We start from the raw sequence: 24,197 nt of genomic DNA, 5'->3' as shown, positions 1-24,197 counted from the left end.
TTGTTTCTCAATTTGAATAAAATAGGTTACTATTTCCAACCCCCTCCTCCATGAGAAGATGACTCTACGTAATCAATCTTAATCTGACCGTTGCCTGAGCCAAGCGTGGTGTTAAAATTATATTGACGTAAGTTCCAATCATTGAAAGTCCCTGCCCAGCTATTATCGACGATAAAAGTATAACGTGTCGTAGCTGAGAAGGAGCCGCGGATGTAGGCACAAACAGCTCTTGAACCGTAGATTCCCACTTTATAACCGTTAGGATTTTGAGTGCTGCTGTTTAGAACTGACATTATCCCTTGGAAATAAGGCACAACATTTCCAGTAATTTGAGTAGTGGTCATATCGCGATCCACGGCGAAATAAATCGGAGTGGCATTCGTTTGTCCGAAGTCATTTGCCAATTCCACAGCATCTTTCGCATCACTAACACCCTGTGCATTCGTAAAGTAACTGACAGTTGTTCCACCTTTGTTTTCATAAAGGGATACTATGAACAGCCCAGCATTAGAAATTCGTGTAATCTCAGCATCTGTAAGTCCGTCATGAGAACCTTCTACACGGTTCAGGTATCGTCCAACAAATGTAAAGTTATTATTTTGAAGTGTCATCAATCTTGCTGAAGTAACGTTTGTTGCAGTATCACAACCCAGTACCAATGTGGTTTCCTTCTTTCAAATTATTAGATAGATTTCTTTAAACTGCATTCATAAGACCTCTATGAGAAAGATTGGCGCCAACCTAAAATAGTATATGAGAAATAGTTCACAAGTTCTTGGGGGAATAAATTAGTAGATATAAAAGAGGCAATTGACTTTAGTTGGATATGAGGTACAACCGTGCTAGATTCATTGTTTGAGGAGTAACTAGCATATTTATAAATCTAATTTAGAAAAAGAAGAACAGATCTGCATTTTTATTGAGATTTTTATTAAATTTCGCTTAAGTTTGTTAGGGGAGAGTTGGTTTTCTCCTAGTGCATTTCGTTCTCTTTCTAATGTCCAACTGTGGAGGTTCGATTCATCTCACTGTTAACTAAAAAAGAACAACCTATTGTACTTACGATAGGCTGTTCCTTTTTTTACAGGCGACCATAAAAAGAACAATTTCGACTTGAAATAGATTATTGTTATATGAAATATCTACTAAGCCATTACTATCCTCTACGACCTTCTGGATACTTTTTAAGCCTATACCATGACCGGATTTATTAGTTTTTGTGGAGCAGATGTCGCCAAAACGATTCGTATGAATTTCATTCACATAAGGATTCTGAATCTGGATGAACAAGCTTTCATTAAGATAATGCATATGTATGGTTATATAGCACTCTTCATTTCTTTTATCGCAACAAGCTTCAATGGCATTGTCCAGTGCATTTCCTAAAATCACACTGATAACTGTGGTGTCGAGCGTCAGCTGTGCAGGGATGTTCAAGTCTAACTTGAAGGGGATCTGATGCTTCTCAGCGACCTGTTGCTTGTAGTTGATAATGGAATCAATAATCGTATTCCCGCTATTACTAACGCCTATTGGATTGTCTATTTGCCCCAGTAAGTTGTCCAACTCATTCAGATTGGCAGCTTCACCGGATTGTACCTTTGCGCGTAAACCTATGAGAATATTTTTAATATCATGCTGGAACTTAAAAGATTCTTCCTGTATTTCTTTTGTCAAAAGATATTGATTTACATAGTAAGCATTTTGTTGCTCAAGTAAATAACTTTGGTTCTGCGCAGATTGGATAACTAACATACGGTCACATAAGATAAATATCAATAAATTTATAATGAGTAGTCCTGTGGATAGGATTGGAACAAGGGTAGGGAAGGACTGCATATAAAGGCTGGATGCGAAGCTGTAGATCCCTAGTGTGCTTATAGAAGGGCAAATAAATAATAGAACCCAATACCATTTAGATAACCCGCCATTTCCAAAGGCTTTAGCTACGCGCACGGATACAAAAGCTAATATAAACATCAGCAGCTTGGAAAGAAACTGGTTCAGAATATATCCCTTTGTCGAATAAAATAGGGGTAGTGATAACTCACTAAGCGTAATAAGCGCAACCAGAAAAAGAGCGGCAACGATCCGCCATTTGATATTTCCATTGTAAAAAAAAGATAAGAGAGCAATCAGGCCAATATTGAGTGTGAGTAGGATTGAGCCTGGCAGTGAGCTATAGTGCAGAAAGACAATACAGAGGAAATATAGAGAGTACACGATAACAAGATTGGCTTTGGTGGTAAGTCGGCTAACGAAACAATGGCTGTAGAAGTAATGAATGATGATAGGTAAAAGTGGAAGCGTTACTAGATAAAATAACTCCTCCAGAAAGATATTATCCAACAAGACTCCCCCTGAATTTCAGATATTTTTTCTTAAAATCGGCACTGTATTTTGCACTAATGGGTAAGGCTGCGCCATTTAGGAGAATTACTCCCTGGTTACTGATTTCTTTAATAAAGTAAAAGTTAACGATGTAGGATTGATGGATTCGGACAAAATCGCTCACAGGAAGCTTCTGCTCTTCCTCGTTTAGTGTACTGTAGTAGTCGAGTTGATCGTTGCAGGAATAAAGAATAATTCTCCGCCGGTTGCTTTCCAGATAGATGATATTTCGATAGGGGATTAGAATTTCTTTTCCTTTTTGCTGTAGTGATAAGAAGTTTTTTTTGCCTTGCTGGAGCTTGCGAATTACTTTTTCAATCGTAGAAATCAGTTTTTGCTTAAATATCTCTGAATCGATAGGTTTCTTTATAAATCCCGAGGGCTGAACATCGAAGAGTTGCAGATGATATTCATCATGACTAGAGACATAGATAAGCTGCACTAGATCATTTTCATCATTTCCCCGCAGTACATACCCAGCTTTTATTCCATCCATATCCGCCATTTCAATGTCCATAAAAATAATATCAAACGCGCAGGCCTCTTGAATGGCCTTAGTGAAGCTTTCTCCGGAATAAAAGATCGACACCTCTATTTTCCTTGTGAAATTAGGTTGAGTCTCCAGAATAAGTCTCTCTATTAATTCAGTAGTGGGAAAGTCATCATCACAGACAGCAATACGTATCACTTTATCATTCCTTTCGACAAGAATTGTCCAAAATATCCGGGAATTTGTCGACCATATAAGTCACATTATACAAATCCTTCTTAATAATTACATTAACTAACTTGATTGTTACAGTTTGAATGTAGAGTTCATGGCAACATGTTAGGATGTGGAAAAGTGAAAAGAGGAGTGTTTGATTTGACGCAAACGATCTTTGAGGCCAAAGGTTTAAGCAAACAATACGGAGAGTCTTTTGCACTTCAGGATGTCTATATGACGATTGGGGTAGGAGATATTTATGGGTTTGTTGGCGAAAATGGGGCAGGTAAAACTACATTAATGAAAATAATAGGCGGATTGGTACATCCGACACACGGTGAAATCTCTCTTTTTGAAAAAAAGGACACAAAAGCTGTTCACGAGGCAAGGCGAAAGGTTGGATTTCTAATTGAAAGGCCAGCGCTTTATCCTAATCTAAATGCGAAGCAAAATCTTACGTTTTATTGCCATGCGTTTGGGATTAAGGATAAGAGCAGAATGGCAGAAGTATTGCAGGCAGTTTCTCTGGCAGATGCCGGTTCTAAGCTAACCTCAGAATACTCCCTTGGGATGAAACAACGTTTAGGTCTGGCTATTGCTCTACTTAACGATCCAAAATTTCTGGTATTGGACGAGCCTATTAATGGTCTTGATCCGTCAGGCATTGTAGAAGTGCGAAAGATCCTGGAGAAGCTATCTAAAGAACAAGGAGTGACTATACTAATCTCCAGTCATATTTTAAGTGAGTTACAGCTACTAGCGACCCAATACGGTTTTATTCATAAAGGAAGGTTAATCAAAGAAGCTTCTGCGGAGGAACTCTTACATACGGCGGAAACTAAGATCTGTATTCGAACGGCTGATCCCGCAGCGACGCTTCAGATTTTAAAAAGTGAACTCCAACTAGAAACCATTACGATCACCGAAGCTGGAGAAATTCAAATTCCTAAAGAGAATACAAATCTGGAAGAGCTGATGTCTTTTTTTCTAAAGCGGGGCATCCATATTGAAGGGATTAACCTGTCGGCTCCAAATCTTGAGAACTATTATATGGATCTAATTGCTGGAGGTAACGAATGAGGAATTTTCTTAAGGCTGAAGCTTATTATGTAACCAAAGATCCTATGTTCAAGGGGATAAGTCTTCTTTTGCTGTTTGGAAGTGCCTTATTACTGGTTTGGATGGGGGTACAAGTAGGATTTGATATAGATGGTCCTTTAGAGCCTTTAATCACTAGCATTCAGTTATCTTTTTTTCTGTATTTCATCATTCCGATTTACGTTTGTTTTTTTGCTACCGAGGGATTTGAGTATGGGTCGGTTCAAACCATTATCGCTTCGGGTCAGCGCAGGTCATTATATTTGCTGGGAAAATATCTGACCGAATTAAAAGTTGTTGTATGGTGGGTAATTCAATTCTTTGGTCTTTTTTATGTATTGTATATGCTGGCAGCGCTTGTTACCGGTTCCCATATCGGAGATGAAAGCTTACAGGGGAAGTTTATCGTTGCGATGGGGGCTATTGGATTCAATATTTTGTATCTCGCAGCTTATTCCGCTGTCGTGCTGTTGTTAGGAGTATTGATGAAAAAATCGGCTATTGCTGTCATTGCCACGTTTGTTTTTGTATTTGGCGATTTTCTGCTCAGTGGTTATCTTAAAGACTCTTCGTATGTATATCTGCGAGTGATTTCTGAAAATACGCTAACGACGCAAATTTTTAAATTCTCTGCTGTAAATTCACATGAGATATATACCCTAAACGAGGGTATTCGTATGATCCTAATTCCTGTTGTAATCATAGGGGTTTGCTTGAGCGTTGCTTTAATTTCTTTTGAAAAGAGAGATGTGCATCTATAGAGAGGAAGGATGGATTATGAAAAAGCATAACAAAAGAACAACTGTGATCTTAAGTATTTCGGTAGTAGTTATAATTTTTTGTGTTCTTTTTGTGAGTATACGAATATCTTGACGCTGTCTATCTAGTTTAACTAGAACGTGAAGATTGAATCGCTCTCTGGCAAAAAAGCCACGGCGTACGTTAATAACGTACCTCGTGGCTTTAAGTGTTTATGGAAGGACATTGCCGGCAGCACGGTAGATTTCATACCATTCTTGCCGAGTGAGAGTTATATCGGAAGCTTTGGCAATATCACGCAAGCGCTGTGTATTAGTTGTGCCAACGACAGGCTGCATATTTGCCGGATGTCTGAGAATCCATGCGATGGCAATAGCTGTATTGGTTACGTCTTTTTCAGCTGCTAAGCGGTTAATGACCTCGTTCAATTCAGGGAACTTATCGTTATCTAAGAATACGCCTTCAAAGAAGCCATATTGGAAAGGCGACCAAGGCTGAATGGTCATGTCATGCAGGCGACTGTACTCCAAAATCCCGCCATCATGGACAACTGAACCGGAGTTAGTCATATTCACATTGAAACCTGTATCAATCATGCCAGTGACCATAATGCTCAATTGCAGCTGGTTGAACAGCAGCGGTTGCTTTACATTTTTCTTCAGCAGCTCGATTTGCAACGGGTTCTGGTTGCTGACACCAAAGTGTTTGACCATACCTTTGCTTTCCAGAATATCAAAAGCCTCAGCGACTTCTTCTGGCTCGAACAGCGTATCAGGCCGGTGAAGCAGTAGGACGTCGATATAGTCTGTTTTCAAGCGCTTAAGGCTGCCTTCAACGGATTGCAGGATATGTTCCTTGGAGAAATCAAAAAAACCGTTGCGGATTCCGCATTTGGTTTGGATCATCATTTTATCACGCATACCCGGATTGTTCTCCAGTACACCTGCGAATACTTCTTCGGCTTTGCCAGCTGCGTAGATGTCAGCGTGGTCAAAAAAGTCTATTCCGAGCTCTAGGGCACTATGTACATGTGTATCTGCTTCTTTTGCAGATAGATCAGCAATCCGCATACAGCCAAGCGAAATTTGTGACACCTCAAGTGCGCCGTTTGCTACACTAATTTTTTTAACCAAAAGTGACTCACTCCTTTGAATGTTAGTAGAACATGCAGTATTCAATCAAACCATATCATAAAGAGGGGAGGTAAGCCAATGTCTGTCTAAAAGAGAAAGAGGTTATCTCATCAGTAGAATTCACTACTTCAGAGACAACCTCATTTGTCTATAGGTCAGTTATTAATACATATTTGGAATGTCGACATTAGGATCAATGTCAGCTTCGTAATCTACACCCTCTGTTCTAAAACCAAACAGGTTAAAGAAATCTTGGCGGTAGCCTTCAAGATCAGCAAGCTCACCTGCATTGTCGGTTGTCAGCTCGTCCCAACGTTTCATAACCTCAGTCTGAACATCCTCACGCATTTCCCAGTCATCAATTCGGATCAAGCAGCCCCCGTCAGCAGTAGCTTCGCCCCCACTGTAAAGATGCTCAGAGAATAAACGGTACATTTGTTCAATACAGTTCTCGTGCAGCCCTTTTTCCTTCATAACTTCATACAATGCAGAGATATAAAGCGGGACTACAGGAATTGCGGAGCTGGATTGGGTTACCAGAGCTTTGTTCACGGAAACAAAAGCACGTCCACCTTGAGTGGACAGGCGATCATTCAATTGGATCGCTGTTTGTTCCAGATCATGTTTGGCTTGACCAATCGTTCCGTCGCGATAGATAGGGTGAGTGATTTCAGGCCCGATGTAGGAGTAAGCAACGGTTGTAGCTCCATCGGCAAGCACGCCAGCTGCTTGAAGCTGATCGATCCACATTCTCCAGTCTTCGCCGCCCATAACTGCGATGGTCTGACGTACTTCCTCTTCTGAGGCAGGCTCAATAGTGGTCATGGAAACTTCACCTGTGTGGAAGTTCAAGGTTTTGTTCGAATAAGCGGTTCCCACCGGTTTAATGACGGAAGAGAAGGTTTCTCCTGTTACCGGATGAGTGCGGCGTGGTGAAGCGACACTATAGACAACTAAATCAACTGTGCCATATTCAGCTTTAATCAATTCAATGGTCTTCTCTTTGATAGCATCGGAGAAGGCATCGCCAACTATGCTGTGAGATTTAAGTCCAAGCTGCGCTGCTTGTTGTTCAAAAGCTGCGGAGTTGTACCAGCCAGCAGAAGCTGTACGTTGACCTTCAGCAGCTTTATCAAAGAAAACACCAATAGTGTTGGCTCCAGCACCGAAAGCGGCTGAAATTCTGGAAGCTAGTCCGTATCCGGTAGAAGCACCAATGACTAGTACATTAGCGGGTCCCTCAATTTTCTTTTGTGCTTTTACATATTCAATTTGTTGTTGTATTTGTTTGGCGCATCCCTCTGGATGGGCTGTTGTACATATAAATCCGCGAGTTTTAGGTTGAATAATCATCAAGGAATTCCCCTTTTTATAATAATTAAAGTCCAATGTTACTTCAGAGAAAGTATAGCAAACAATATTTACTAATACAAAGAATTTAGGATATTGGAGAAGAATGAAGCTAGAATAAAAAGTGGACAGTAGTTAACAGACTGGCGATAATGAGTCCACGGAGGTGTGTTCACATGGGAGAACATCGACAACGGTACAACGAAGAATTTAAAAAACAGACAGTGCAGTTCATTCAAGAGCAAACAAAGACAGTGGGCGACTTGGCGGAAGAGCTCAACATCCCAAAAAGTACCCTGCATCAATGGATGAGCCAGTATCGAGAACTAAAGAATGAACCGGCAGCTAGCGTGGATCGAGTACGGGAACTCGAGGCACAGTTGAAAGAAATGAGCCGTCAACTTCAAGAAAAAGATAACAAGATTGCTGATGTGGAAGAGGAATTAGCGATCGTAAAAAAAGCAGTGCACATCTTCAGCAAACCAAGGAACTGAGATTCCAGTTTATTGAAAAACATCGCTCCGAGTTTCTCTTGGAGAAGATGTGCATGACCCTACATGTGTCACGGAGCGGGTACTACAAGTGGCGGACAGAAAAAACCAGTACGCATATGCTTCGTAAGGCTGCGATAATGAAGCGAATTCAGTATCATTTTGCAGACCATCAAAAGCGGTATGGGAGTCCGAAGATCACCCGCCTGTTGCATCAAGAAGGTTATACCGTTACCGAACGCACGGTGAGTGTGTACATGCGACATATGAAGCTTCGCTCCATTGTCTCCAAAACGTATCGCGTACAGACCACCGACTCCAATCATGACCATCCGATTGCCCCGAATACGCTGAACCAGCAATTTAAAATACTCAAACCCAATTCAGTATGGGTTACCGACATTACGTACATTCCTTGCCGGGGAGGGCGCTTGTACCTGGCTAGTGTGATGGACCTTTGCACGCGTGAAATCGTGGGGTGGCGCTTGGAGAACCATATGGAAACTAGCTTAATTTCGGGCGCCTTACAAGATGCTTACGAAGCTAAACAACCGGAAAAGGGTCTATTACATCACTCCGATAGAGGTTCTCAATATACTTCTCATGAATACACGAAGCAGTTGAAAGCGTATGGCATGGAGTCCAGCATGAGCCGCAGAGGTAACTGTTATGATAACGCCTGTATCGAGTCGTGGCACAGCATTTTGAAAAAGGAGCTCATTTATTGTAATCCACGATTCAAAACTAAGGAGCAAGCCTACCAGACACTTTTTCAATATATTGAGTTTTATTATAACCGCAAGCGAATGCATGGCGCGCTGGGGTATCTTTCTCCAGTTCGTTTTGCTGAGCAATTGACTAGAATGTCTGTTGCGTGACTGTCCACTTTCTTGACAGAGGTCCAGAATGACTGCTCTCCACTACGATCGACTGCCATCCGCTGCCGCTTACGGACCCAGATGACGTTATATGCAAATTTATCGCCTTTTCAGCAGGGTTTCGGACCCCAGAGACGTTATTGCTTAGAAAAAGGTTCATATTAGGTGTATTTTGTGCCAATAGAGGATATGAGGTCCGTTGGAATTCCAAATGTGCAATAATACTGCGTTACGGGTCAACTGTGTCCGATAGGGCATTGTGCGGGGAGCTGTGATAGGTCGATCGAACGAACGTACGAAGGAAATAAAACGAACGAATGACGAATCTTACGAATCATGGCAATCGAACTATCTAACCTGAATCATCGGATGAACCAAAGCACAAAAGGGGCTGCCCCAGCAGCCATTTCGTGGCCATGGGACAACCCCTTAATCTAATGAGGCTAGATTACACCTTAAATATAGAATCTATAGTTTTGATCTCTTCTGGGGTCAGCTGCACCTTCAGCGTCTCTAAGTTGGAAACGATCTGCTCAGGACGTTTGGCGCCCGGAATAAGCACATCGATGGAAGGTACGGTCAAATACCAGGCAAGTACGACATGTGCGACTTCGACACCTTTAGCATTGGCAATCTGGCGGACCTTGTCCACCTTCTCCAGATTCTTGGCAAAGGTCTCCCCTTGAAATAGCGGGTCATTTTTTCTAATGTCGCTGAATGTATCGCCTTGCTTATATTTGCCGCCCAGCAGGCCCGACGCAAGTGGGAAATAGGGCACGAAAGAAATGCCATGCTCCTGCGTATAAGGCAGCAAATCTTGTTCCGCATCACGATGCAGCAGATTGTAGTGGGATTGAAGAACATCCACATGACCGTCTTTGTTGGCTTCTTTCAGCTGATCAATGGAGAAGTTAGACACCCCGATGGCTCTAATCTTTCCTTCATCCTTCAGCTTCTTAAGTTCACCTACAGCTTCGTCCTTAGGTGTGTTTTCATCAGGGAAATGAATATAGTAAAGATCAATATAATCGGTCTGGAGGCGTTTCAAGCTGTCTTCCACAGACTGTCTTAGAAAAGCTGGAGAGTTGTCGAGTGTAATCTTGTCACCGGTAATCACGTGAGCGCCTTTAGTAGCAATGACCACATTGTCGCGGCCGCCTCTTTCCTTCAGCACTTCGCCAATCAGTTCCTCGGATCTTCCTGGTCCATAAATAAAGGCGGAATCAATAAAATTAATCCCATGATCCAGAGCGCTGCGCACGATATTTCTGCCGGTTTCATCATTTAAACCCGGAAATAAATTATGCCCGCCAACAGCATTGGCACCCAGACCCAGTGGGAGAACCTGCAGATTGGTTTTTCCTAAAGTTATTTTATTAGCCATAATCAATAGTCAGCTCCTTAAAATATAATACGTACTATATTAAGTATAGAGAATAACTGAGGTCAGGACAAATTTTCGCCTTCCAGCTTTATACATGAATATTTAAACCGGATAAGTTATGATAGTAAGAAAATTTTATATTCGCGTTCGTGCAATCATGATGAGGAGAAGGAGGTCCGTCTTATGCTAGTCATTAATCAAAATGAAGTGGCTGAACTATTAGCTATGGAATCTTGCATCTCTGTTATGGAGTCTGTTTTGAAGGATCTGTCTGCTGGACAAGCCGTGCAAAGCTTAAGACAAGTGCTTCCTTTACAAAAGAGCAATCTGCTCGGCTTAATGCCGGGATATTTGCAGCATGAAGAGGTAGCTGGTGCCAAAATCATCAGTGTATTTCCCAGCAATCACGGTTCAGGCCTGCCTTCTCATCAAGGTCTTGTTACTCTATTCGATTCATCTACGGGTGTTCTGAAAGCTATAGTGGATGGACAAAAGATTACAGCCATTCGTACGGCGGCAGTCAGTGCAGCAGCAACCCGATATCTGGCCAGAGAGGATGCCGAAATCCTTGCTCTTCTTGGAACTGGGGAACAAGCAAAAAGTCATCTGGAAGCGATGTTGCGGGTTCGACCCATCCGTGAGGTAAAAGTATGGAGCAGAACACTCGCAAAGGCGCAGGATTTCCAAACGGAGATGAGCCAAAAATATAATGTACAGATCATTGTTGCTGAGACAGTTCAAGCGGCAGTCAGCGCAGCGGATATCATTTGTACCGTGACAGCATCCACTGAACCTGTGCTCAAGGGAGAATGGCTGAAACCGGGTGTACATATCAATGCAGTCGGCGCATGTAGACCCAATGACCGTGAGCTGGATTCGGAGACCGTCCATTTAGCTAAGTTATATGTAGATCGGCTGGAATCCGCTCAGAATGAATCTGGGGATTATTTAATTCCGCTGAACGAAGGCAAAATCACAGCAGATCATATTGTCGGGGAGATTGGTGAGCTGATCAGCGGCACTATCGAGGGTAGAAGGTCCGCGGCTGAAATTACTCTTTTTAAAGGATTAGGGCTGGCCATAGAGGATTTAGCAGCAGCTAATTTTATATATAATGAAGCTGTTAGATTACATAAAGGCACTGAAATTGCATTCTAAGGAGCGACTACACGATGAGCACTTATGAAGGTCTGTATGATTTCAAGTTGACGGAGCAAGAGGAGGAGCGGGCTAAACGCTTGCATGAGCAGAACATTATTATCGATTTGCTGTTTCAAGGCCCCTTATCTCCAAGCGCGATTCCAGACTCTATCTCTGACAGAATCAAAGAATTATGTGAGCCTTATAAAGATGAGCCAATGGTATACAGCAGTATGCCTGCAAAAATCATCACAAAGCTATCTGCGAGCGGAGAGATTCCCGAGTATAAGGAAGAGTGGTACAAGTCCGGAATTACAGCAGGGAACCGCGAACTTCATTTAGAATCCTTAGACAGCATCATTACAAGCATGGCAGAGGTGCAACTGCAGTTCGATTCCGCAGATTGGTTAATCAAAGCCTTAACTGCCGAAGACATACGTGCTGCCAAGCGTAATGGTCATAAAGCGGGCATTATCACAGCACAAGAAACGGATGGTCTGGGCACGAATCTCGATCAAGTAGATGTACTTTATAACTTCGGTTTAAGAATTCTACAATTGACCTACAACAATCAGAACCAGATTGGGGCGGGCTGCGCAGAACAATCGAACGCCGGTGTCACTAATTTTGGAAAAAGATTCATTGCGCGCTTGAACAAGCTGGGGATCATTGTAGATACGGGGCATTGCGGGAAACAGACTACGTTAGATACCTGCGCTTATTCCACAACTCCGGTGATTGCTTCACATACGGGTGTAGAGGCGATCTATCCGCATATGCGCTGTAAAAGTGATGAGGAGATTATCGCGATAGCCAAGACGGGTGGAGTCATTGGTATTTTTGCTATGCCTTGGTTTGTTCATGAAGACCCTAAACATACAACTATTGACCATGTGCTGGATCATATCGAATATGTAATCCGGCTTGTAGGCGTGGATCATGTCGGAATTGGAACGGATTGGCCGATGAGCGATGTGCTCTGGTCATTGGTTTATTTTAAAGAACATATCGCACCCAAGCTTGGATTCGCCAAAGGAGACGGACCTTCTACAGAAACCGTTGCTGGACTTGAGAAATATAGTTATTTTATTAACTTTACTAGAGGTTTGGTTGCCCGCGGTTATGCGGATGCAGATATTGCTAAGATCATGGGCGGCAACTGGCTGCGCGTATTTGAAGAAATTTGCGGATAGGGGATAAACAGATGACAACCTACTTACACACAACTACATTTAACGTCTACTTTTCTGGTGTTTATACAGGCAAAATTCATTTTACAGAGCAACAGATCATGCTCGCTAAGGTCGATCCGCGCAGAAGAACGCAAATGCAAGACAATGTGCTGGATGGACAGTTCAAAACTGTGCTTCCACTTCAAAAAATCCACAAACATTTGGATGCTTACGCTAAAGCAGAATGGGCAGAAGACGAGATAGTGCTGAGTAATGGCGATATCTATCAAAAGCATATCCAGTATCAGGCGCGGATTGAAGGCCGCGAACTGACCTCACAAGTATGGGCGCTGCGCAAAGAGACGGCTCTGGACATTGTGACTTTGGACGGGGAGATTATCGCTTTTTTAACGCCGAATCGGTATGGTATTGAGCTTATGGTTAAAGCGGGTTATGAGAAGCTGACTCCGTTAGTGGTCTACGATGATCCTCTTCTATCCAAGGTAGAATATGGTGTAAACGATCTGGGCACTGATCTGATTCCGATGCGCGATGGGGTGAAGCTGGCCACAGATGTTTTTTTACCAGAGGGTATTAAGCCGGGAACTAAGCTGCCGACAATTCTCGTAAGAACATGTTATGACCGCAACGGAAAAAAAGAGATTTTTATGAGATGGGCCAATAAAGGTTATGCAGTAGTATCGCAGGATGTTAGAGGTCGGGCGGATTCGGAAGGCGAACTGATTCCTTTTTACAATGAACGGGAGGATGGCTATGATACGATTGATTGGATTATTGCTCAGGACTGGTCGGATGGCAACGTCGGCATGTGGGGCGCATCCTATCTAGGCTTTGTTGTTGTGGCGGCGGCCACCAGTGGGCACCCGAATCTGAAGGCGGTTGTGGATGAAGTGAATGTAGGCTCTCCATTTGTTGATACCGTTCGCAAAGGGGGAACTCTTTGTTCTTGGCCGTTGCTCTCTTGGACTCTTGCTCAATCTGTGGGTACTCGGACGGATTTTGATATCTTTGGAGGCATTACGGTGAATCCGGAAGCAGCCGTTGATGCAAGACCGATTAAAGAGATCCCTCAGCAAATGATTGGCAAAACATCAGGTCCATGGGATCTGTGGAGCCAGCATCCCGAGTATGATGATTTCTGGAAAAACTGTACTTTTACCGAGCGCGGAGATCAGGTGCAGGTGCCTATGTATGTCATCTCAGGCTGGTATGACGGCGATAGCGCCGGCGTATCGGAGACTTGGAGAATGCTGACAGAACATGATGTGCCTAATCGCAAAATCCGTCTGGGCGCTTGGGAGCACGGGCCGAACAGAGCCAGAGACTATGAAGGTGTGAGCTTCGGCAATGATGCCGTAGTCTATGATTACGATGTTTCTGTGCTGCGCTGGTTCGACCGCTTCCTCAAAGGCATTCCAAATGGAATAGATCAGGAGCCTAGAGCCTCTTATTATGTTGTTGGTGAAAATCAGTGGAGAACGTCCGCGGATTGGACACCTGCCGAAGCCACAGTTTCTTCCTTCTACCTTTCCAGCGGTGGGCGAGCGAATTCAGGACATGGGGATGGGCAACTGCTCGCAGCGCCTGAGGAACATTCTCCTGAAGATACTTATGTCTATAATCCTCATGATCCTATGAATGATAGCGGTGAACGAGAGCCTGAAAATTTGCGGAAATACGAGCTGCGCAATGATATCCTTGTCTACACTAGTGATATTCTGACGGAAGAGCTGACTGTGGCCGGAGAATTGTCTGCGGTTATCTATGCTACCAGTACTGGCAAGGATACGGATTGGGTAGTTACGCTTAGTGATGTGAATGGACAAGGGGACTCCATCCGGTTATCGAATTATATTGTCAGAGCTAAATACCGTCATGGATTGGAAGCACCTGAGCTGCTGATTCCTGGGCAGGTGGAGAAATATGATATTTTCATGCCGAATATAGCCCATAGATTTGCTGTTGGACACCGAATTCGGTTCTCGGTTACTTCGTCCAGCAAATTCGTTGCTTTCCCTAATACAAATACAGGTAATAATCCATATGAAGATTCAGAAGCGATTACTGTGCTGCAGACCGTTTACCATAATCGTGAGTATCCGAGCCATGTGAAGCTGCCGGTGGTTCCTAACGCTTAAATATGACTTTAATACGAAGAAGATGCTGAACAAAGGTAAAAGAAATTACCACTTGAAGCTGAGGCAGCATTTGATGACCAATGATGCTTCAAGTGACGTACCGAGTGAGCACCGATTGAGGTCTAGGTAAAAAAAGTGAAGAATGAACTTATGCTTCAATTGAAGCGAAAAGTAAAACACTTATAGAGCGATTAGGGAATTTCTCCCTGAAATTCTTAGGATTCTGGTCGTCAGACATATAATGGGGGAAAAACTCCCTAATATATGTCTGATTCCCGGGAATTAAGGAAAACAGCTTATTTATTAGGGAGTAATTCCCTGATTTCGTTCATTTAGAGCGAATATATGCTATTTTCAGGGAGTTTTTCCCTAATTAGTTTTAGATCCACTCCGCACAACGCGCAAACGTAGAACGCATCCCCCCATCACGCAAACGCAGAACGCCTACATCGCTACCATCCCAAACGCCCAATTCAATGGCATAGCACACTAAGAACTAAATAGTCTATTGGCAAAGCAAAAGTTTTGGTGGAAAAAATGGTCGATCGTAATGAAATAGGTATCACCTAAGGCCGGTATGTGAAACCTCTCCCCAGAATCGCCCTTCCAGACTTACACCATAAACCTTGAACCATACTGCAAGGTCAACCTTGTATTTTTGGAGAAATGTCGATTATTCACAGAAAAGCGCATAAATGCTCCCTTCTTAGGTCACAATAGGGAAAAACCAGAATGAAGGGATTAACGTGAACGCGTTTCGCTTAAAAAAACAACTTTGGCGGCGATGGAGACGTTGGAAAAAGGCGCTTTGGGTAGGAGCTGCTTGTATAGCTTTTACTGTACTGGCTTGGCGCAGTATGCAGGTACCTGAGGAAATCAGTGGACTGCTGACGAATTCTAGCTGGGCGGATAGTGCCGATAGTGAGTTAGCCGCAGCTGTCTTTAAAGTAGGCGAGGACAGTGATGAGGCAAAAGAGAAGGGCACTTTAAATAACGAACAACTGCTGCAAACCATCTCCCAAAGTGGGCTCAGCAGAACCGTTCATTTAAAAACAACCTATGTGTCCGGAGAAGAGATTCAGACGTTGCCAGGCGTAAAGAACCCGCTTCAGCTGAAGACTATAATCAATGAACACCCTGAATGGAGCGGTTGGATTAGTTCAGAAGGGGATTTGTGGCTGGAACAAAAAGTGAATGATTTATCGACAATGATAAAAAAAGAAGCCTATATTGGTGTAGATGCGTTTGGGAATTTGACCTTGTTTAAAGGTCCGCCAGTTCAGGAAAAGGTACTGAAGACTTTTTTTCAAATGGATATGGGTTCCCTGAAATCCTCATTGCCGGAAAATATTTGGAAAGAGCTTCACGAGGGGATTCGTGTTCAGGATATTGAAGAGTACAACAGTGTGCTGTCTACCTTCAGTGATTATGCCCGCGAAGCTGCTGAGCATGTCATGCAGAACAAGCAATAGATTTGATAAGCTGTCCAAAAGTCATTATTAATGGCTGAGGGCAGCTTTTTTGTGTGAAATGAAACGGGGAAGAGTCTAAGCTGTAGGCCTAAAGTTGCCATTTCGCTGCAAACGGTAAACTTTTTTTCTCCCGCAAGGGGGATTTTTGCTATAATGGTTAGAAGGAATACATATGTTCGCTTCATGGCGGAGGAATGGATGAAAACGGTGGAATAATCTGCCTGTTATAGAGGAGAGATCATGTTTGCGTATTTTGGGAATTGATCCGGGGCTGGCGATCGTCGGCTTTGGCTTTGTAGATAAGGAAGGACATAAACTGACCCCCGTCCAATATGGTTGTATTCAGACTGAGGCTCATACGCCTGAGGAAGAACGACTGCTGCATGTCTATGAAGGCATGGGTCAGCTCATTGATAAATATAAACCCGATGCTGTGGCGATAGAAAAGCTGTTTTTCGCTCGCAACGTTACTACAGCATTGCCAGTGGCGCAGGCCCGCGGTGTGACTATATTAGCTGCAGTACAGCGGGGTCTCCCCGTCTCGGAATATACACCTATGATGGTAAAGCAGGCTGTTGTGGGTTATGGTAAGGCTGAGAAACGGCAGGTCCAGGAAATGGTGAAGCTGCTGCTGAAGCTATCGGCGATTCCGAAACCCGATGATGTGGCGGATGCGCTGGCGGTAGCGGTATGTCATGCCCATTCGAGCAGTCTTAATTCTAAATTAAATGAGGTATTGCGAAAATGATAGATTTCTTAAGAGGACCCGTTGTTCATTTGGAGTCGGAATATGTGGTGCTGGATGTGCAGGGAGTAGGATACCGGGTATTCTGCCCGAATCCTTATGCTTTTGCCAAAGTAGAAGGACCTGTAACGATCTATATTCATTACCAAACACGTGAGGACGCTACGCTATTATTTGGGTTCCCGACTCGTGAGGAACAAAAATTGTTCCGCAAGCTGATAGAGGTATCTGGCATCGGTCCTAGGGTTGCGCTTGGAATCCTGACAGGTGGAACACCGGATCAGTTGATTTCAGCGATTTATCAAGAGAATATAACGTTCTTAACGAAACTGCCGGGCATTGGCAAAAAGACAGCACAGCGCATGATCCTTGATTTGAAGGACAAGCTGGACGGACTCAGTATGGCTTCAATGCAAACGGGATTGTTTGCAGTGCCAACGGAAGAGGCAACGGATGGTTTGGCCTGGCAAGAGGCGCGGGATGCGCTTAAGGGGCTGGGTTATACCGAAAGCGAATTGGACCGCGTGTGGCTCGCTTTGAAGAAAGAGGGAGCAGAAACAGGAACTGTAGATGTGCTGATGAAGAAAGCACTAGGGCTGCTATATATAGCTAAGTAAAGCCGTACACATCCTAAAGAAAGGGAGCGATAGGAAATGGATGACCGGATTATATCCGCGAATTTGATGATGGATGAGCAGGCGGTAGAACTAAGCTTGCGCCCTCGTTATCTGGGAGAATATATCGGCCAGACTCAGGTGAAAGAAAACCTGAAAGTATATATAGAAGCGGCCAAAATGAGAAGCGAAGCGCTGGATCATGTGCTGCTGTACGGACCTCCGGGTCTCGGCAAAACAACGCTCGCTAATATTATCGCCAATGAGCTGGGTGTGAACCTGCGAACAACTTCCGGCCCTGCGATAGAGCGTCCAGGCGATCTTGCCGCTCTGCTGACGAATCTGCAGGAAGGCGACGTGCTTTTCATCGATGAGATTCACCGTTTGCACCGCACGGTCGAGGAGGTTATGTATCCTGCGATGGAGGATTTCGCGCTGGATATCATGATCGGCAAAGGGCCAAGTGCCCGTTCGGTACGATTGGATTTGCCGCCGTTCACACTGATAGGTGCCACAACCCGGGCAGGACTATTGTCTGCGCCACTGCGTGATCGTTTCGGAGTGGTCAGTCGCCTGGAATTCTATAACATAGATGAGCTGAGTTACATTGTATCTCGAAATGCGGATCTTCTAGGCATTGAGATTGTTGGCGATGCAGCAGAAGAGATTGCACTTCGTTCGCGGGGAACGCCGCGGATTGCCAACCGCTTATTGAAGCGGGTCCGTGATTTTGCTCAAGTGCGCGGAGATGGAATTATAACTCCTGAAATTTCTGGGGAAGCATTGAAGATGCTTCAGGTGGACCCGCGTGGGCTGGACAGTATTGACCACAAGATGTTAAGTGCTATGATTTCAAGCTTTCGCGGCGGTCCTGTAGGACTGGATACGATTGCAGCTACGATTGGTGAGGAAAGTCAGACGATTGAGGACGTATATGAGCCGTACCTGCTGCAGATAGGTTTCTTGCAGCGGAGTCCGCGTGGAAGAATTGTAACCCCGGCCGCTTATCATCATTTAGGGCTTCCGCTCCCTCCGGAGCAGCACTAGTTCGTCACTACAATTATAAAGGAGGATGCTGGATGAAGCATACGAAGAGGAAATGGAGAGGGGTCGCCCCGCTAAGCAAAGGATTGCTTGCGGCTGCGCTTGCTGTAGGAAGTTTCCTGATCCCTGCGGGTGCCAGTCATGCCGATTCTAATAGCACGATACGAGTTGCTCTTTATGCTGATATTGGAAGTAAATATAAATCCACTGTGCCAGCAGTAACACTGCAATCAACGCAAAGCTTTACTTTGCTGTCGGATCAAGCAGGAAGTGCTCCTTTGGTATCTGTCCCAGGACAGAAGCAAATTCGTATAAGTCTGGACGGATATAGAGTTAAGGTGATGGAGGCTTCAAGCTGGCAGACAGCAGCGGATGCAGCTAAAAAGCTCCAATCCACCTCCGATAAACCGCAGATTTTTGCAATCTCCAGAAATGGAGCGACTGTGTATCAGTTGTACACGGGCGTCTATGCTAGTGAAGCAGCTGCCAAGGATGGGCTTACCCGTGTAGTCAAAGCAGGGCTGAGCATTCCTGCTGACCAAACCCCAGCGGTGAAAGGCAATAAACATTTATCAGCTGGCCGCTATTCTTCGGAGCAGGAAGCAGATGTGGCGCTTAATAGCCTCACTGCAGCTGGTTTAGATGCTTGGAAGGTGTTTCTGGCAGGAAACGACGGCAGTGCACAAGTAGAGGTATGGGTAGGCGAAGCTGCCAACGATAGTGATTTAACAGCTGTTCAGGCCGCTGTGTCTACGGCGGCACCACAATTTACGGTTTCTGTGGCCACCTCGCCCGGATTAATACTGCGTAAGGATGCCGGGCTGGATTTTAGCAGTGAAACTCAAGCCGATCATTATCTGGTTTCTGGAAGCAATGCTAAATTTCTTGCGGCAGGCAGCGAGGCTGGGATTCAGTTAGTGGAAAGATCCAAGCGTACATATCGCGGAAATTTGGAACTGAGCAATTTGAGCGGATCGCTGGCTGTAATTAATGTAGTGCCGCTGGAGCAATACTTGTATGCCGTAGTGGGAGGAGAGGTTTCCTCCAGCTGGCCGGAAGAAGCGCTAAAAGCTCAGGCTGTCGCCGCCCGCAGCTATGCGCTGTCGCAAGGCAACCGTTTTGATGTAGCGAATGTAGTAGATACTACTCTTAGTCAGGTATATAACGGAATCGGGTCTGAAGCTCCCTCCATTATCAAAGCTGTAGATACTACTGCTGGTGAAGTGCTGATGAGCGGTGGTAAAGTTGTTGAGGCTGTATTTTCTTCCAATAGTGGTGGTGTGACAGCTGACCCTTCAGAGGTTTGGGCGAATGGTGGCGATGTATTTGCTAGTGTTCCAAGCGTTGAAGATGTTTCGGCGGCTGCTGCTAAGAAGTGGTATTATGTTCTGCTTGCGAATGGTACCTCTGGTTATGCACGTGAAGATAATATTAAATTAACCGGCAGCAAAACTGCTGCCGGACTCGATATAGTTACGGCTACAACCAAAGATGTGAATATACGTCCTCTGCCAGTTATTGAGAGCAGTGTTAGTGCGGTCGGAAAGCTGAATCCGGGTGAGAACGCTGTGGCTCTGGATAAAGTATATGAGTCCGGCAGCTATAGCTGGATCAAAGGGCCGTATACCTCTGCTGAACTTCTAAAAAGCTTGCAGGGCAAAACAACAAGCACGCTCCCTTCCAGCATCTCTAACCTGCAAGTTACTCAGCGCGGTCCTTCTGGAAGAGCGATTCAGGTGAAAGCTAATGGTCAGGCTCTGAATGTGAAATATCCTGATATGTTCCGCTCCGCGTTTAATGGATTACCTAGTACTTTGTTTGATATTGTGGCACCCGGAAGTTATACTGTATTAGGCGCTGACGGCGCTACCGCCACAATTAGCAGCTCGCAGAGTGCTGGTGTGCTTTCCGCATCGGGGAAGGTTAATGTAAATGGCAGTGGAACTGTAGTGATGGGTGGAGATTCTGCAGCCAGAGTGATCACTAACAGCTCGGGCTTTCTGTTCATTGGACAAGGCAACGGCCATGGTCTAGGCATGTCGCAGTGGGGCGTGAAAGGCATGGCAGACAGCGGGTATGATTACAAGCAAATATTGCAACACTATTATAAGAACGTTACTATAGTTAAGGAATGAAGACAGACCATGAATGTAGATGCTTATGATTTTCATTTGCCGGAAGAATTGATTGCCCAGACACCTCTCGCTGATCGCAGTGCTTCTAGACTGCTTCTAGTGAATAAGGAGGATGGAGAGCTGGCTCACCGGCATTTTACCGATATTATTGATTATTTTAATCCCGGAGACACGCTTGTTCTAAATGATACGAGAGTCATTCCAGCGAGATTGTTTGGAGTGAAAGAAGATACTGGTGCTAAGGCGGAAGTGCTCCTCCTGAAGAATCTTGGGGATGATCGCTGGGAAGCACTTGTAAAGCCAGGGAAAAAGCTCAAGACAGGCGCGGTGATCATCTTTAGCGATGAGCTTCGTGCCGTTATCGAGGACGAAGCTGATATGGGCGGCCGTACGCTTCGTTTCATATATCAGGGTATTTTTCAGGAGATTCTGGACAGGCTGGGAACGATGCCGTTGCCACCTTATATTAAGGAAACACTGGATGATCGTGAACGATATCAGACTGTGTATGCTCGGCATGAGGGATCGGCCGCTGCGCCTACCGCAGGGCTTCATTTTACCCGAGAATTGCTGGAACAGATTGAGGCTAAGGGTGTAAATATCGCTTATATCACCCTTCATGTAGGTCTCGGTACTTTTCGTCCGATGTCTGTAGAGAAGGTTGAAGAGCATGTTATGCATTCTGAGTACTTCGTAATGTCTCAAGAGACGGCAGATACCATAAATGCTACTAAGGCACGAGGCGGCCGTATTATTGCAGTTGGCACAACGTCTTGTCGGACACTTGAAACGGTCGGAAGACAATGTGAAGTTGGTCCGCTTGTGGAATGCAGTGGCTGGACGGATATTTTTATCTATCCAGGGTATAAGTTCAGTGTAGTAAATGCGCTAATTACCAATTTCCACCTGCCAAAGTCTACTTTGGTTATGTTGGTTAGCGCTTTGGCAGGTCGGGAACATATTCTAGCTGCTTATGAAGAAGCGATAGAGCAGAAGTACCGATTCTTTAGCTTTGGAGATGCAATGTTTATTTATTAAGGTAAGAGGATGGGTTAACTTATGGCAGCAATTACTTATGAGCACATCAAAACGTGCAAACAATCCGGAGCCAGACTTGGAAGAGTCCACACTCCACATGGTGTGATTGAGACACCAGCATTTATGCCAGTCGGCACACAAGCTACAGTCAAGACTATGAGTCCTGAAGAGCTGAAAGAGATGGATGCCCATATTATTTTGAGCAATACTTACCATCTGTTTCTAAGACCAGGCCATGATATTGTTCGTGAAGCTGGTGGACTGCACAAGTTCATGAACTGGGATCGTCCGATTCTGACAGACAGCGGCGGGTTTCAAGTATTCTCGTTAAGCGACATGCGCAAGATTACGGAAGAAGGAGTTCATTTCCGTTCCCATCTAAATGGGGATAAGAAATTCCTGTCTCCGGAAGTAGCGATGGAGGTTCAGAACTCCCTGGGTTCAGATATAATGATGGCATTTGATGAATGTCCTCCATTCCCGGCTGAGTATGATTATGTGAAAAAATCACTGGAGCGCACCACGCGCTGGGCAGAACGTTGCCTGAAAAGTCATGCTCGTCCTAACGATCAGGGTCTTTTTGCTATCGTGCAAGGGGGCATGTATGAAGATCTGCGCCGTCAGAGCGCGGCTGATTTGACTTCCATGGATTTCCCGGGGTATGCTATTGGGGGGCTCAGCGTCGGAGAGTCCAAGCAGCTAATGTATGAAGTGCTGGATTATACAGTTCCCCTGCTGCCACAAGGCAAACCTCGCTATTTGATGGGCGTGGGTTCACCGGATGCGCTGCTGGAAGGATCAATCCGAGGAGTGGACATGTTCGACTGTGTCTTGCCTACTCGTATTGCCCGTAATGGAACAACGATGACCAGTCAGGGAAGACTCGTTGTACGCAACGCTAAGTATGCCCGTGATTTTGGGCCGCTTGATCCGGAGTGCAATTGCTATACATGCCGGAATTATTCCCGCGCTTATTTGCGCCATCTAATCAAAGCCGATGAAACCTTCGGACTTAGATTGACGACATACCACAATTTGCACTTCTTGTTGGATTTAATGCGTAAAGTGCGTGAAGCCATCAAGGAAGATCGGCTGCTTGATTTTCGCGATGAGTTTTTTGCCAAATACGGATTATATGATAATCTTAAAGGCTTTTAGGGTTTGATTTATGAGTCATGCTTTAATGTACTTTGAAAGGGGGGAGAAATATGATTCAATCGTTTCAATATGCAACTGGCGCAGGTGGTGGAGGTAGCATACTAGGCCTGGTAGGTCCCTTTGTCCTTATGTTTGTAGTATTCTACTTCTTGCTGATTCGTCCGCAACAAAAGAAGACCAAAACTCGTAACGCAATGTTGAAAGCTCTGAAAAAGGGCGATAAAATCGTTACTATTGGAGGACTTCACGGTACGATCATGGAGATTTCCGATGATATTGTGGTTCTGCGGGTCAACGATGTAACTAAGCTGACTTTTGATCGCGGTTCCATCAGCCACGCTGTGGCGACGGATGTCGAAGAGAAAGTATAGACTTGTTATTTAAGTACATAAAAAGCGGTGTCTTCTCATTGGAGAGGACACCGCTTTTTTGATCTTTAAGGTTATTACGATTTAGCAGTTTAACTTTAACGTACATTTGTTACGCGGCTCGGAACGGTAAGCGATTCTTCACGTCCCCGCAAAGTTAATTTGGCGAGTTGAACGCCAACTGTAGAGGCTAGCACAGCTAGCAAGGTTCCACCAATCATATCTGTAAGCCAATGAATGCCCAGATAGAAGATTCCAAAGACGATTACAACTGCAGAAATGCTAGTGATGACCATCCAGCGGCGGTTCCCTGAACGGAAGGCCAGAAGTGCCATTGTAACAGATATGGACGTATGTAGACTCGGGAAGCAGTTATTGAGACCGGATAGCGGTCTATATTCCTGTTCGAATTTCGGAAATACATCCAGCATAGTAAATTTGACGCCTGCCGGCAGATAGGACCATACCTCGTTTACCGGGAAGTAAAGATAGAATGGAATCGCCAAGGCATAGTTGATAATAATAGCATAACAGGTTGCGTATAACATCACCCGGTTTTTATCTAACAGATAGACCCCTAATGAAGCTGCTAGAACGGATTGAAGCATGAAAATGTAGAAAAAGACGATAATCGGTGTTAACCATGGACTGTAGAATATATCCTGAACGGCTTGGACAAAATGACCCTCTAGGCCAAATATAAATGGCGTATAATCAGAGGTAAGATGCATTTTTTGTTCAATTTGCAGTTCATATTTATTTATGGCTAATACGCCAAACATTCCTGCAATCAGCAACAAAAACTTATAAGATCGCAGCATCTCTTTCCCAATTTCAACCAATGCCATGATTGGATTACGTTTAGAGCCAATCCATACTAATATCACTACTAATGCAACTGTGTACAAAACAATATGGTTCATTGATTGGTAAAACAAAGCAATCGAAGCCTCCTTGATCTC

At 44.5% G+C, this 24,197-nt stretch carries 22 protein-coding genes; 15 read left to right on the top strand and 7 right to left on the bottom strand.

The annotated features are described in order from the left end of the window. Positions 1–29: 29 nt before the first annotated feature. The 3 genes from MKZ16_RS25625 to MKZ16_RS25615 form a co-directional block, all read right to left on the bottom strand. Entirely contained in the window at positions 30–659 is a 630-nt protein-coding gene (locus MKZ16_RS25625) for a glycoside hydrolase domain-containing protein (RefSeq protein ID WP_076098986.1), read from the bottom strand. Between the two features lie 400 nt (positions 660–1,059). Continuing rightward, entirely contained in the window at positions 1,060–2,349 is a 1,290-nt protein-coding gene (locus tag MKZ16_RS25620; protein ID WP_076106574.1) for a sensor histidine kinase, read from the bottom strand. After that, positions 2,342–3,079 carry a LytTR family DNA-binding domain-containing protein gene (locus tag MKZ16_RS25615; protein WP_076106576.1) on the bottom strand — a complete coding sequence of 246 codons (738 nt, stop codon included), beginning with the start codon at positions 3,077–3,079 and terminating at the stop codon, positions 2,342–2,344. The genes MKZ16_RS25620 and MKZ16_RS25615 overlap by 8 nt, the downstream gene beginning before the upstream one ends. Positions 3,080–3,235: 156 nt before the next feature. Here MKZ16_RS25615 and MKZ16_RS25610 point away from each other — a divergent pair, with 156 nt between their 5' ends. Together MKZ16_RS25610 and MKZ16_RS25605 are read left to right on the top strand one after the other, a co-directional pair. Continuing rightward, positions 3,236–4,177 carry an ABC transporter ATP-binding protein gene (locus tag MKZ16_RS25610; RefSeq protein ID WP_179090041.1) on the top strand — a complete coding sequence of 314 codons (942 nt, stop codon included), beginning with the start codon at positions 3,236–3,238 and terminating at the stop codon, positions 4,175–4,177. Further along, complete coding sequence (locus MKZ16_RS25605) at positions 4,174–4,956, top strand: hypothetical protein (protein WP_076106581.1); 783 nt, start codon at positions 4,174–4,176, stop codon at positions 4,954–4,956. Before MKZ16_RS25610 ends, MKZ16_RS25605 begins: the two co-directional genes overlap by 4 nt. A 210-nt stretch (positions 4,957–5,166) precedes the next feature. Here the strand turns inward: MKZ16_RS25605 and MKZ16_RS25600 are convergent, their stop codons facing one another. Both MKZ16_RS25600 and fabV read right to left on the bottom strand, forming a co-directional pair. Further along, positions 5,167–6,087 (bottom strand): aldo/keto reductase, encoded by a 921-nt coding sequence (locus tag MKZ16_RS25600; protein ID WP_038573011.1) that lies wholly within the window; start codon positions 6,085–6,087, stop codon positions 5,167–5,169. A gap of 162 nt (positions 6,088–6,249) precedes the next feature. Further along, entirely contained in the window at positions 6,250–7,440 is a 1,191-nt protein-coding gene (fabV, locus tag MKZ16_RS25595) for an enoyl-ACP reductase FabV (protein WP_036687496.1), read from the bottom strand. 173 nt (positions 7,441–7,613) lie between these two features. On the opposite strand from fabV, the gene MKZ16_RS25590 reads away from it, so the two are divergent. Beyond that, entirely contained in the window at positions 7,614–7,931 is a 318-nt protein-coding gene (locus tag MKZ16_RS25590) for a transposase (RefSeq protein WP_036683594.1), read from the top strand. Then, the gene (locus MKZ16_RS25585; RefSeq protein WP_143766647.1) at positions 7,880–8,806 is read left to right on the top strand and encodes an IS3 family transposase; all 927 of its coding nucleotides are present in this window, start codon (positions 7,880–7,882) and stop codon (positions 8,804–8,806) included. The genes MKZ16_RS25590 and MKZ16_RS25585 overlap by 52 nt, the downstream gene beginning before the upstream one ends. A gap of 448 nt (positions 8,807–9,254) precedes the next feature. Here the strand turns inward: MKZ16_RS25585 and MKZ16_RS25580 are convergent, their stop codons facing one another. Next, on the bottom strand, positions 9,255–10,190 hold the full coding sequence (locus MKZ16_RS25580) for an aldo/keto reductase (RefSeq protein WP_076105439.1): 936 nt from the start codon (positions 10,188–10,190) through the stop codon (positions 9,255–9,257). A gap of 183 nt (positions 10,191–10,373) precedes the next feature. Here MKZ16_RS25580 and MKZ16_RS25575 point away from each other — a divergent pair, with 183 nt between their 5' ends. The 11 genes from MKZ16_RS25575 to yajC all read left to right on the top strand — a co-directional run bounded on the left by MKZ16_RS25575 (position 10,374) and on the right by yajC (position 23,238). Then, positions 10,374–11,348, top strand: a complete 975-nt coding sequence (locus MKZ16_RS25575; RefSeq protein ID WP_076105440.1) for an ornithine cyclodeaminase family protein — start codon at positions 10,374–10,376, stop codon at positions 11,346–11,348. A 14-nt stretch (positions 11,349–11,362) separates the two neighbouring features. Then, positions 11,363–12,523, top strand: a complete 1,161-nt coding sequence (locus tag MKZ16_RS25570; RefSeq protein WP_076105441.1) for a membrane dipeptidase — start codon at positions 11,363–11,365, stop codon at positions 12,521–12,523. 11 nt (positions 12,524–12,534) lie between these two features. Continuing rightward, on the top strand, positions 12,535–14,661 hold the full coding sequence (locus tag MKZ16_RS25565; protein ID WP_081393420.1) for a CocE/NonD family hydrolase: 2,127 nt from the start codon (positions 12,535–12,537) through the stop codon (positions 14,659–14,661). 746 nt (positions 14,662–15,407) lie between these two features. Further along, a complete protein-coding gene (locus MKZ16_RS25560) occupies positions 15,408–16,133 on the top strand; it encodes a BofC C-terminal domain-containing protein (RefSeq protein WP_036677682.1) in 726 nt (241 codons plus the stop codon). Between the two features lie 244 nt (positions 16,134–16,377). Further along, positions 16,378–16,881 carry a crossover junction endodeoxyribonuclease RuvC gene (gene ruvC / locus MKZ16_RS25555; protein WP_036677679.1) on the top strand — a complete coding sequence of 168 codons (504 nt, stop codon included), beginning with the start codon at positions 16,378–16,380 and terminating at the stop codon, positions 16,879–16,881. After that, positions 16,878–17,495, top strand: coding sequence for a Holliday junction branch migration protein RuvA (gene ruvA / locus MKZ16_RS25550; RefSeq protein WP_036677675.1), 618 nt, complete (start codon positions 16,878–16,880; stop codon positions 17,493–17,495). Before ruvC ends, ruvA begins: the two co-directional genes overlap by 4 nt. A 36-nt stretch (positions 17,496–17,531) precedes the next feature. Next, positions 17,532–18,539: a Holliday junction branch migration DNA helicase RuvB gene (ruvB, locus tag MKZ16_RS25545; protein ID WP_036677672.1), complete on the top strand. Its 1,008-nt coding sequence runs from the start codon at positions 17,532–17,534 to the stop codon at positions 18,537–18,539. 32 nt (positions 18,540–18,571) lie between these two features. Beyond that, entirely contained in the window at positions 18,572–20,671 is a 2,100-nt protein-coding gene (locus MKZ16_RS25540; RefSeq protein ID WP_076105442.1) for a SpoIID/LytB domain-containing protein, read from the top strand. 9 nt (positions 20,672–20,680) lie between these two features. Further along, complete coding sequence (queA, locus tag MKZ16_RS25535; protein WP_076105443.1) at positions 20,681–21,709, top strand: tRNA preQ1(34) S-adenosylmethionine ribosyltransferase-isomerase QueA; 1,029 nt, start codon at positions 20,681–20,683, stop codon at positions 21,707–21,709. A 21-nt stretch (positions 21,710–21,730) separates the two neighbouring features. Continuing rightward, positions 21,731–22,867 (top strand): tRNA guanosine(34) transglycosylase Tgt, encoded by a 1,137-nt coding sequence (tgt, locus tag MKZ16_RS25530; protein ID WP_036677666.1) that lies wholly within the window; start codon positions 21,731–21,733, stop codon positions 22,865–22,867. Between the two features lie 50 nt (positions 22,868–22,917). Beyond that, on the top strand, positions 22,918–23,238 hold the full coding sequence (gene yajC, locus MKZ16_RS25525) for a preprotein translocase subunit YajC (RefSeq protein ID WP_036677664.1): 321 nt from the start codon (positions 22,918–22,920) through the stop codon (positions 23,236–23,238). Positions 23,239–23,333: 95 nt separating this feature from the next. Here the strand turns inward: yajC and MKZ16_RS25520 are convergent, their stop codons facing one another. After that, entirely contained in the window at positions 23,334–24,158 is an 825-nt protein-coding gene (locus MKZ16_RS25520; RefSeq protein ID WP_038572997.1) for a phosphatase PAP2 family protein, read from the bottom strand. Positions 24,159–24,197: the final 39 nt, after the last annotated feature.

It is taken from the genome of Paenibacillus sp. FSL R5-0928 (assembly GCF_037970385.1).
GTDB classification, from domain to species: Bacteria; Bacillota; Bacilli; order Paenibacillales; family Paenibacillaceae; genus Paenibacillus_AQ; species Paenibacillus_AQ odorifer.
This window is presented reverse-complemented; position numbering and strand designations above follow the sequence as displayed.

Coding starts and splice junctions, on each gene's coding strand:
- ruvB (WP_036677672.1), top strand. CDS start 17,532: ATGGATGACCGGATTATATCCGCGAATTTGATGATGGATGAGCAGGCG.
- MKZ16_RS25565 (WP_081393420.1), top strand. CDS start 12,535: ATGACAACCTACTTACACACAACTACATTTAACGTCTACTTTTCTGGT.
- MKZ16_RS25540 (WP_076105442.1), top strand. CDS start 18,572: ATGAAGCATACGAAGAGGAAATGGAGAGGGGTCGCCCCGCTAAGCAAA.
- ruvA (WP_036677675.1), top strand. CDS start 16,878: ATGATAGATTTCTTAAGAGGACCCGTTGTTCATTTGGAGTCGGAATAT.
- queA (WP_076105443.1), top strand. CDS start 20,681: ATGAATGTAGATGCTTATGATTTTCATTTGCCGGAAGAATTGATTGCC.
- MKZ16_RS25575 (WP_076105440.1), top strand. CDS start 10,374: ATGCTAGTCATTAATCAAAATGAAGTGGCTGAACTATTAGCTATGGAA.
- tgt (WP_036677666.1), top strand. CDS start 21,731: ATGGCAGCAATTACTTATGAGCACATCAAAACGTGCAAACAATCCGGA.
- MKZ16_RS25605 (WP_076106581.1), top strand. CDS start 4,174: ATGAGGAATTTTCTTAAGGCTGAAGCTTATTATGTAACCAAAGATCCT.
- MKZ16_RS25590 (WP_036683594.1), top strand. CDS start 7,614: ATGGGAGAACATCGACAACGGTACAACGAAGAATTTAAAAAACAGACA.
- MKZ16_RS25580 (WP_076105439.1), bottom strand. CDS start 10,190: ATGGCTAATAAAATAACTTTAGGAAAAACCAATCTGCAGGTTCTCCCA.
- yajC (WP_036677664.1), top strand. CDS start 22,918: ATGATTCAATCGTTTCAATATGCAACTGGCGCAGGTGGTGGAGGTAGC.
- MKZ16_RS25520 (WP_038572997.1), bottom strand. CDS start 24,158: ATGAACCATATTGTTTTGTACACAGTTGCATTAGTAGTGATATTAGTA.
- fabV (WP_036687496.1), bottom strand. CDS start 7,440: ATGATTATTCAACCTAAAACTCGCGGATTTATATGTACAACAGCCCAT.
- MKZ16_RS25570 (WP_076105441.1), top strand. CDS start 11,363: ATGAGCACTTATGAAGGTCTGTATGATTTCAAGTTGACGGAGCAAGAG.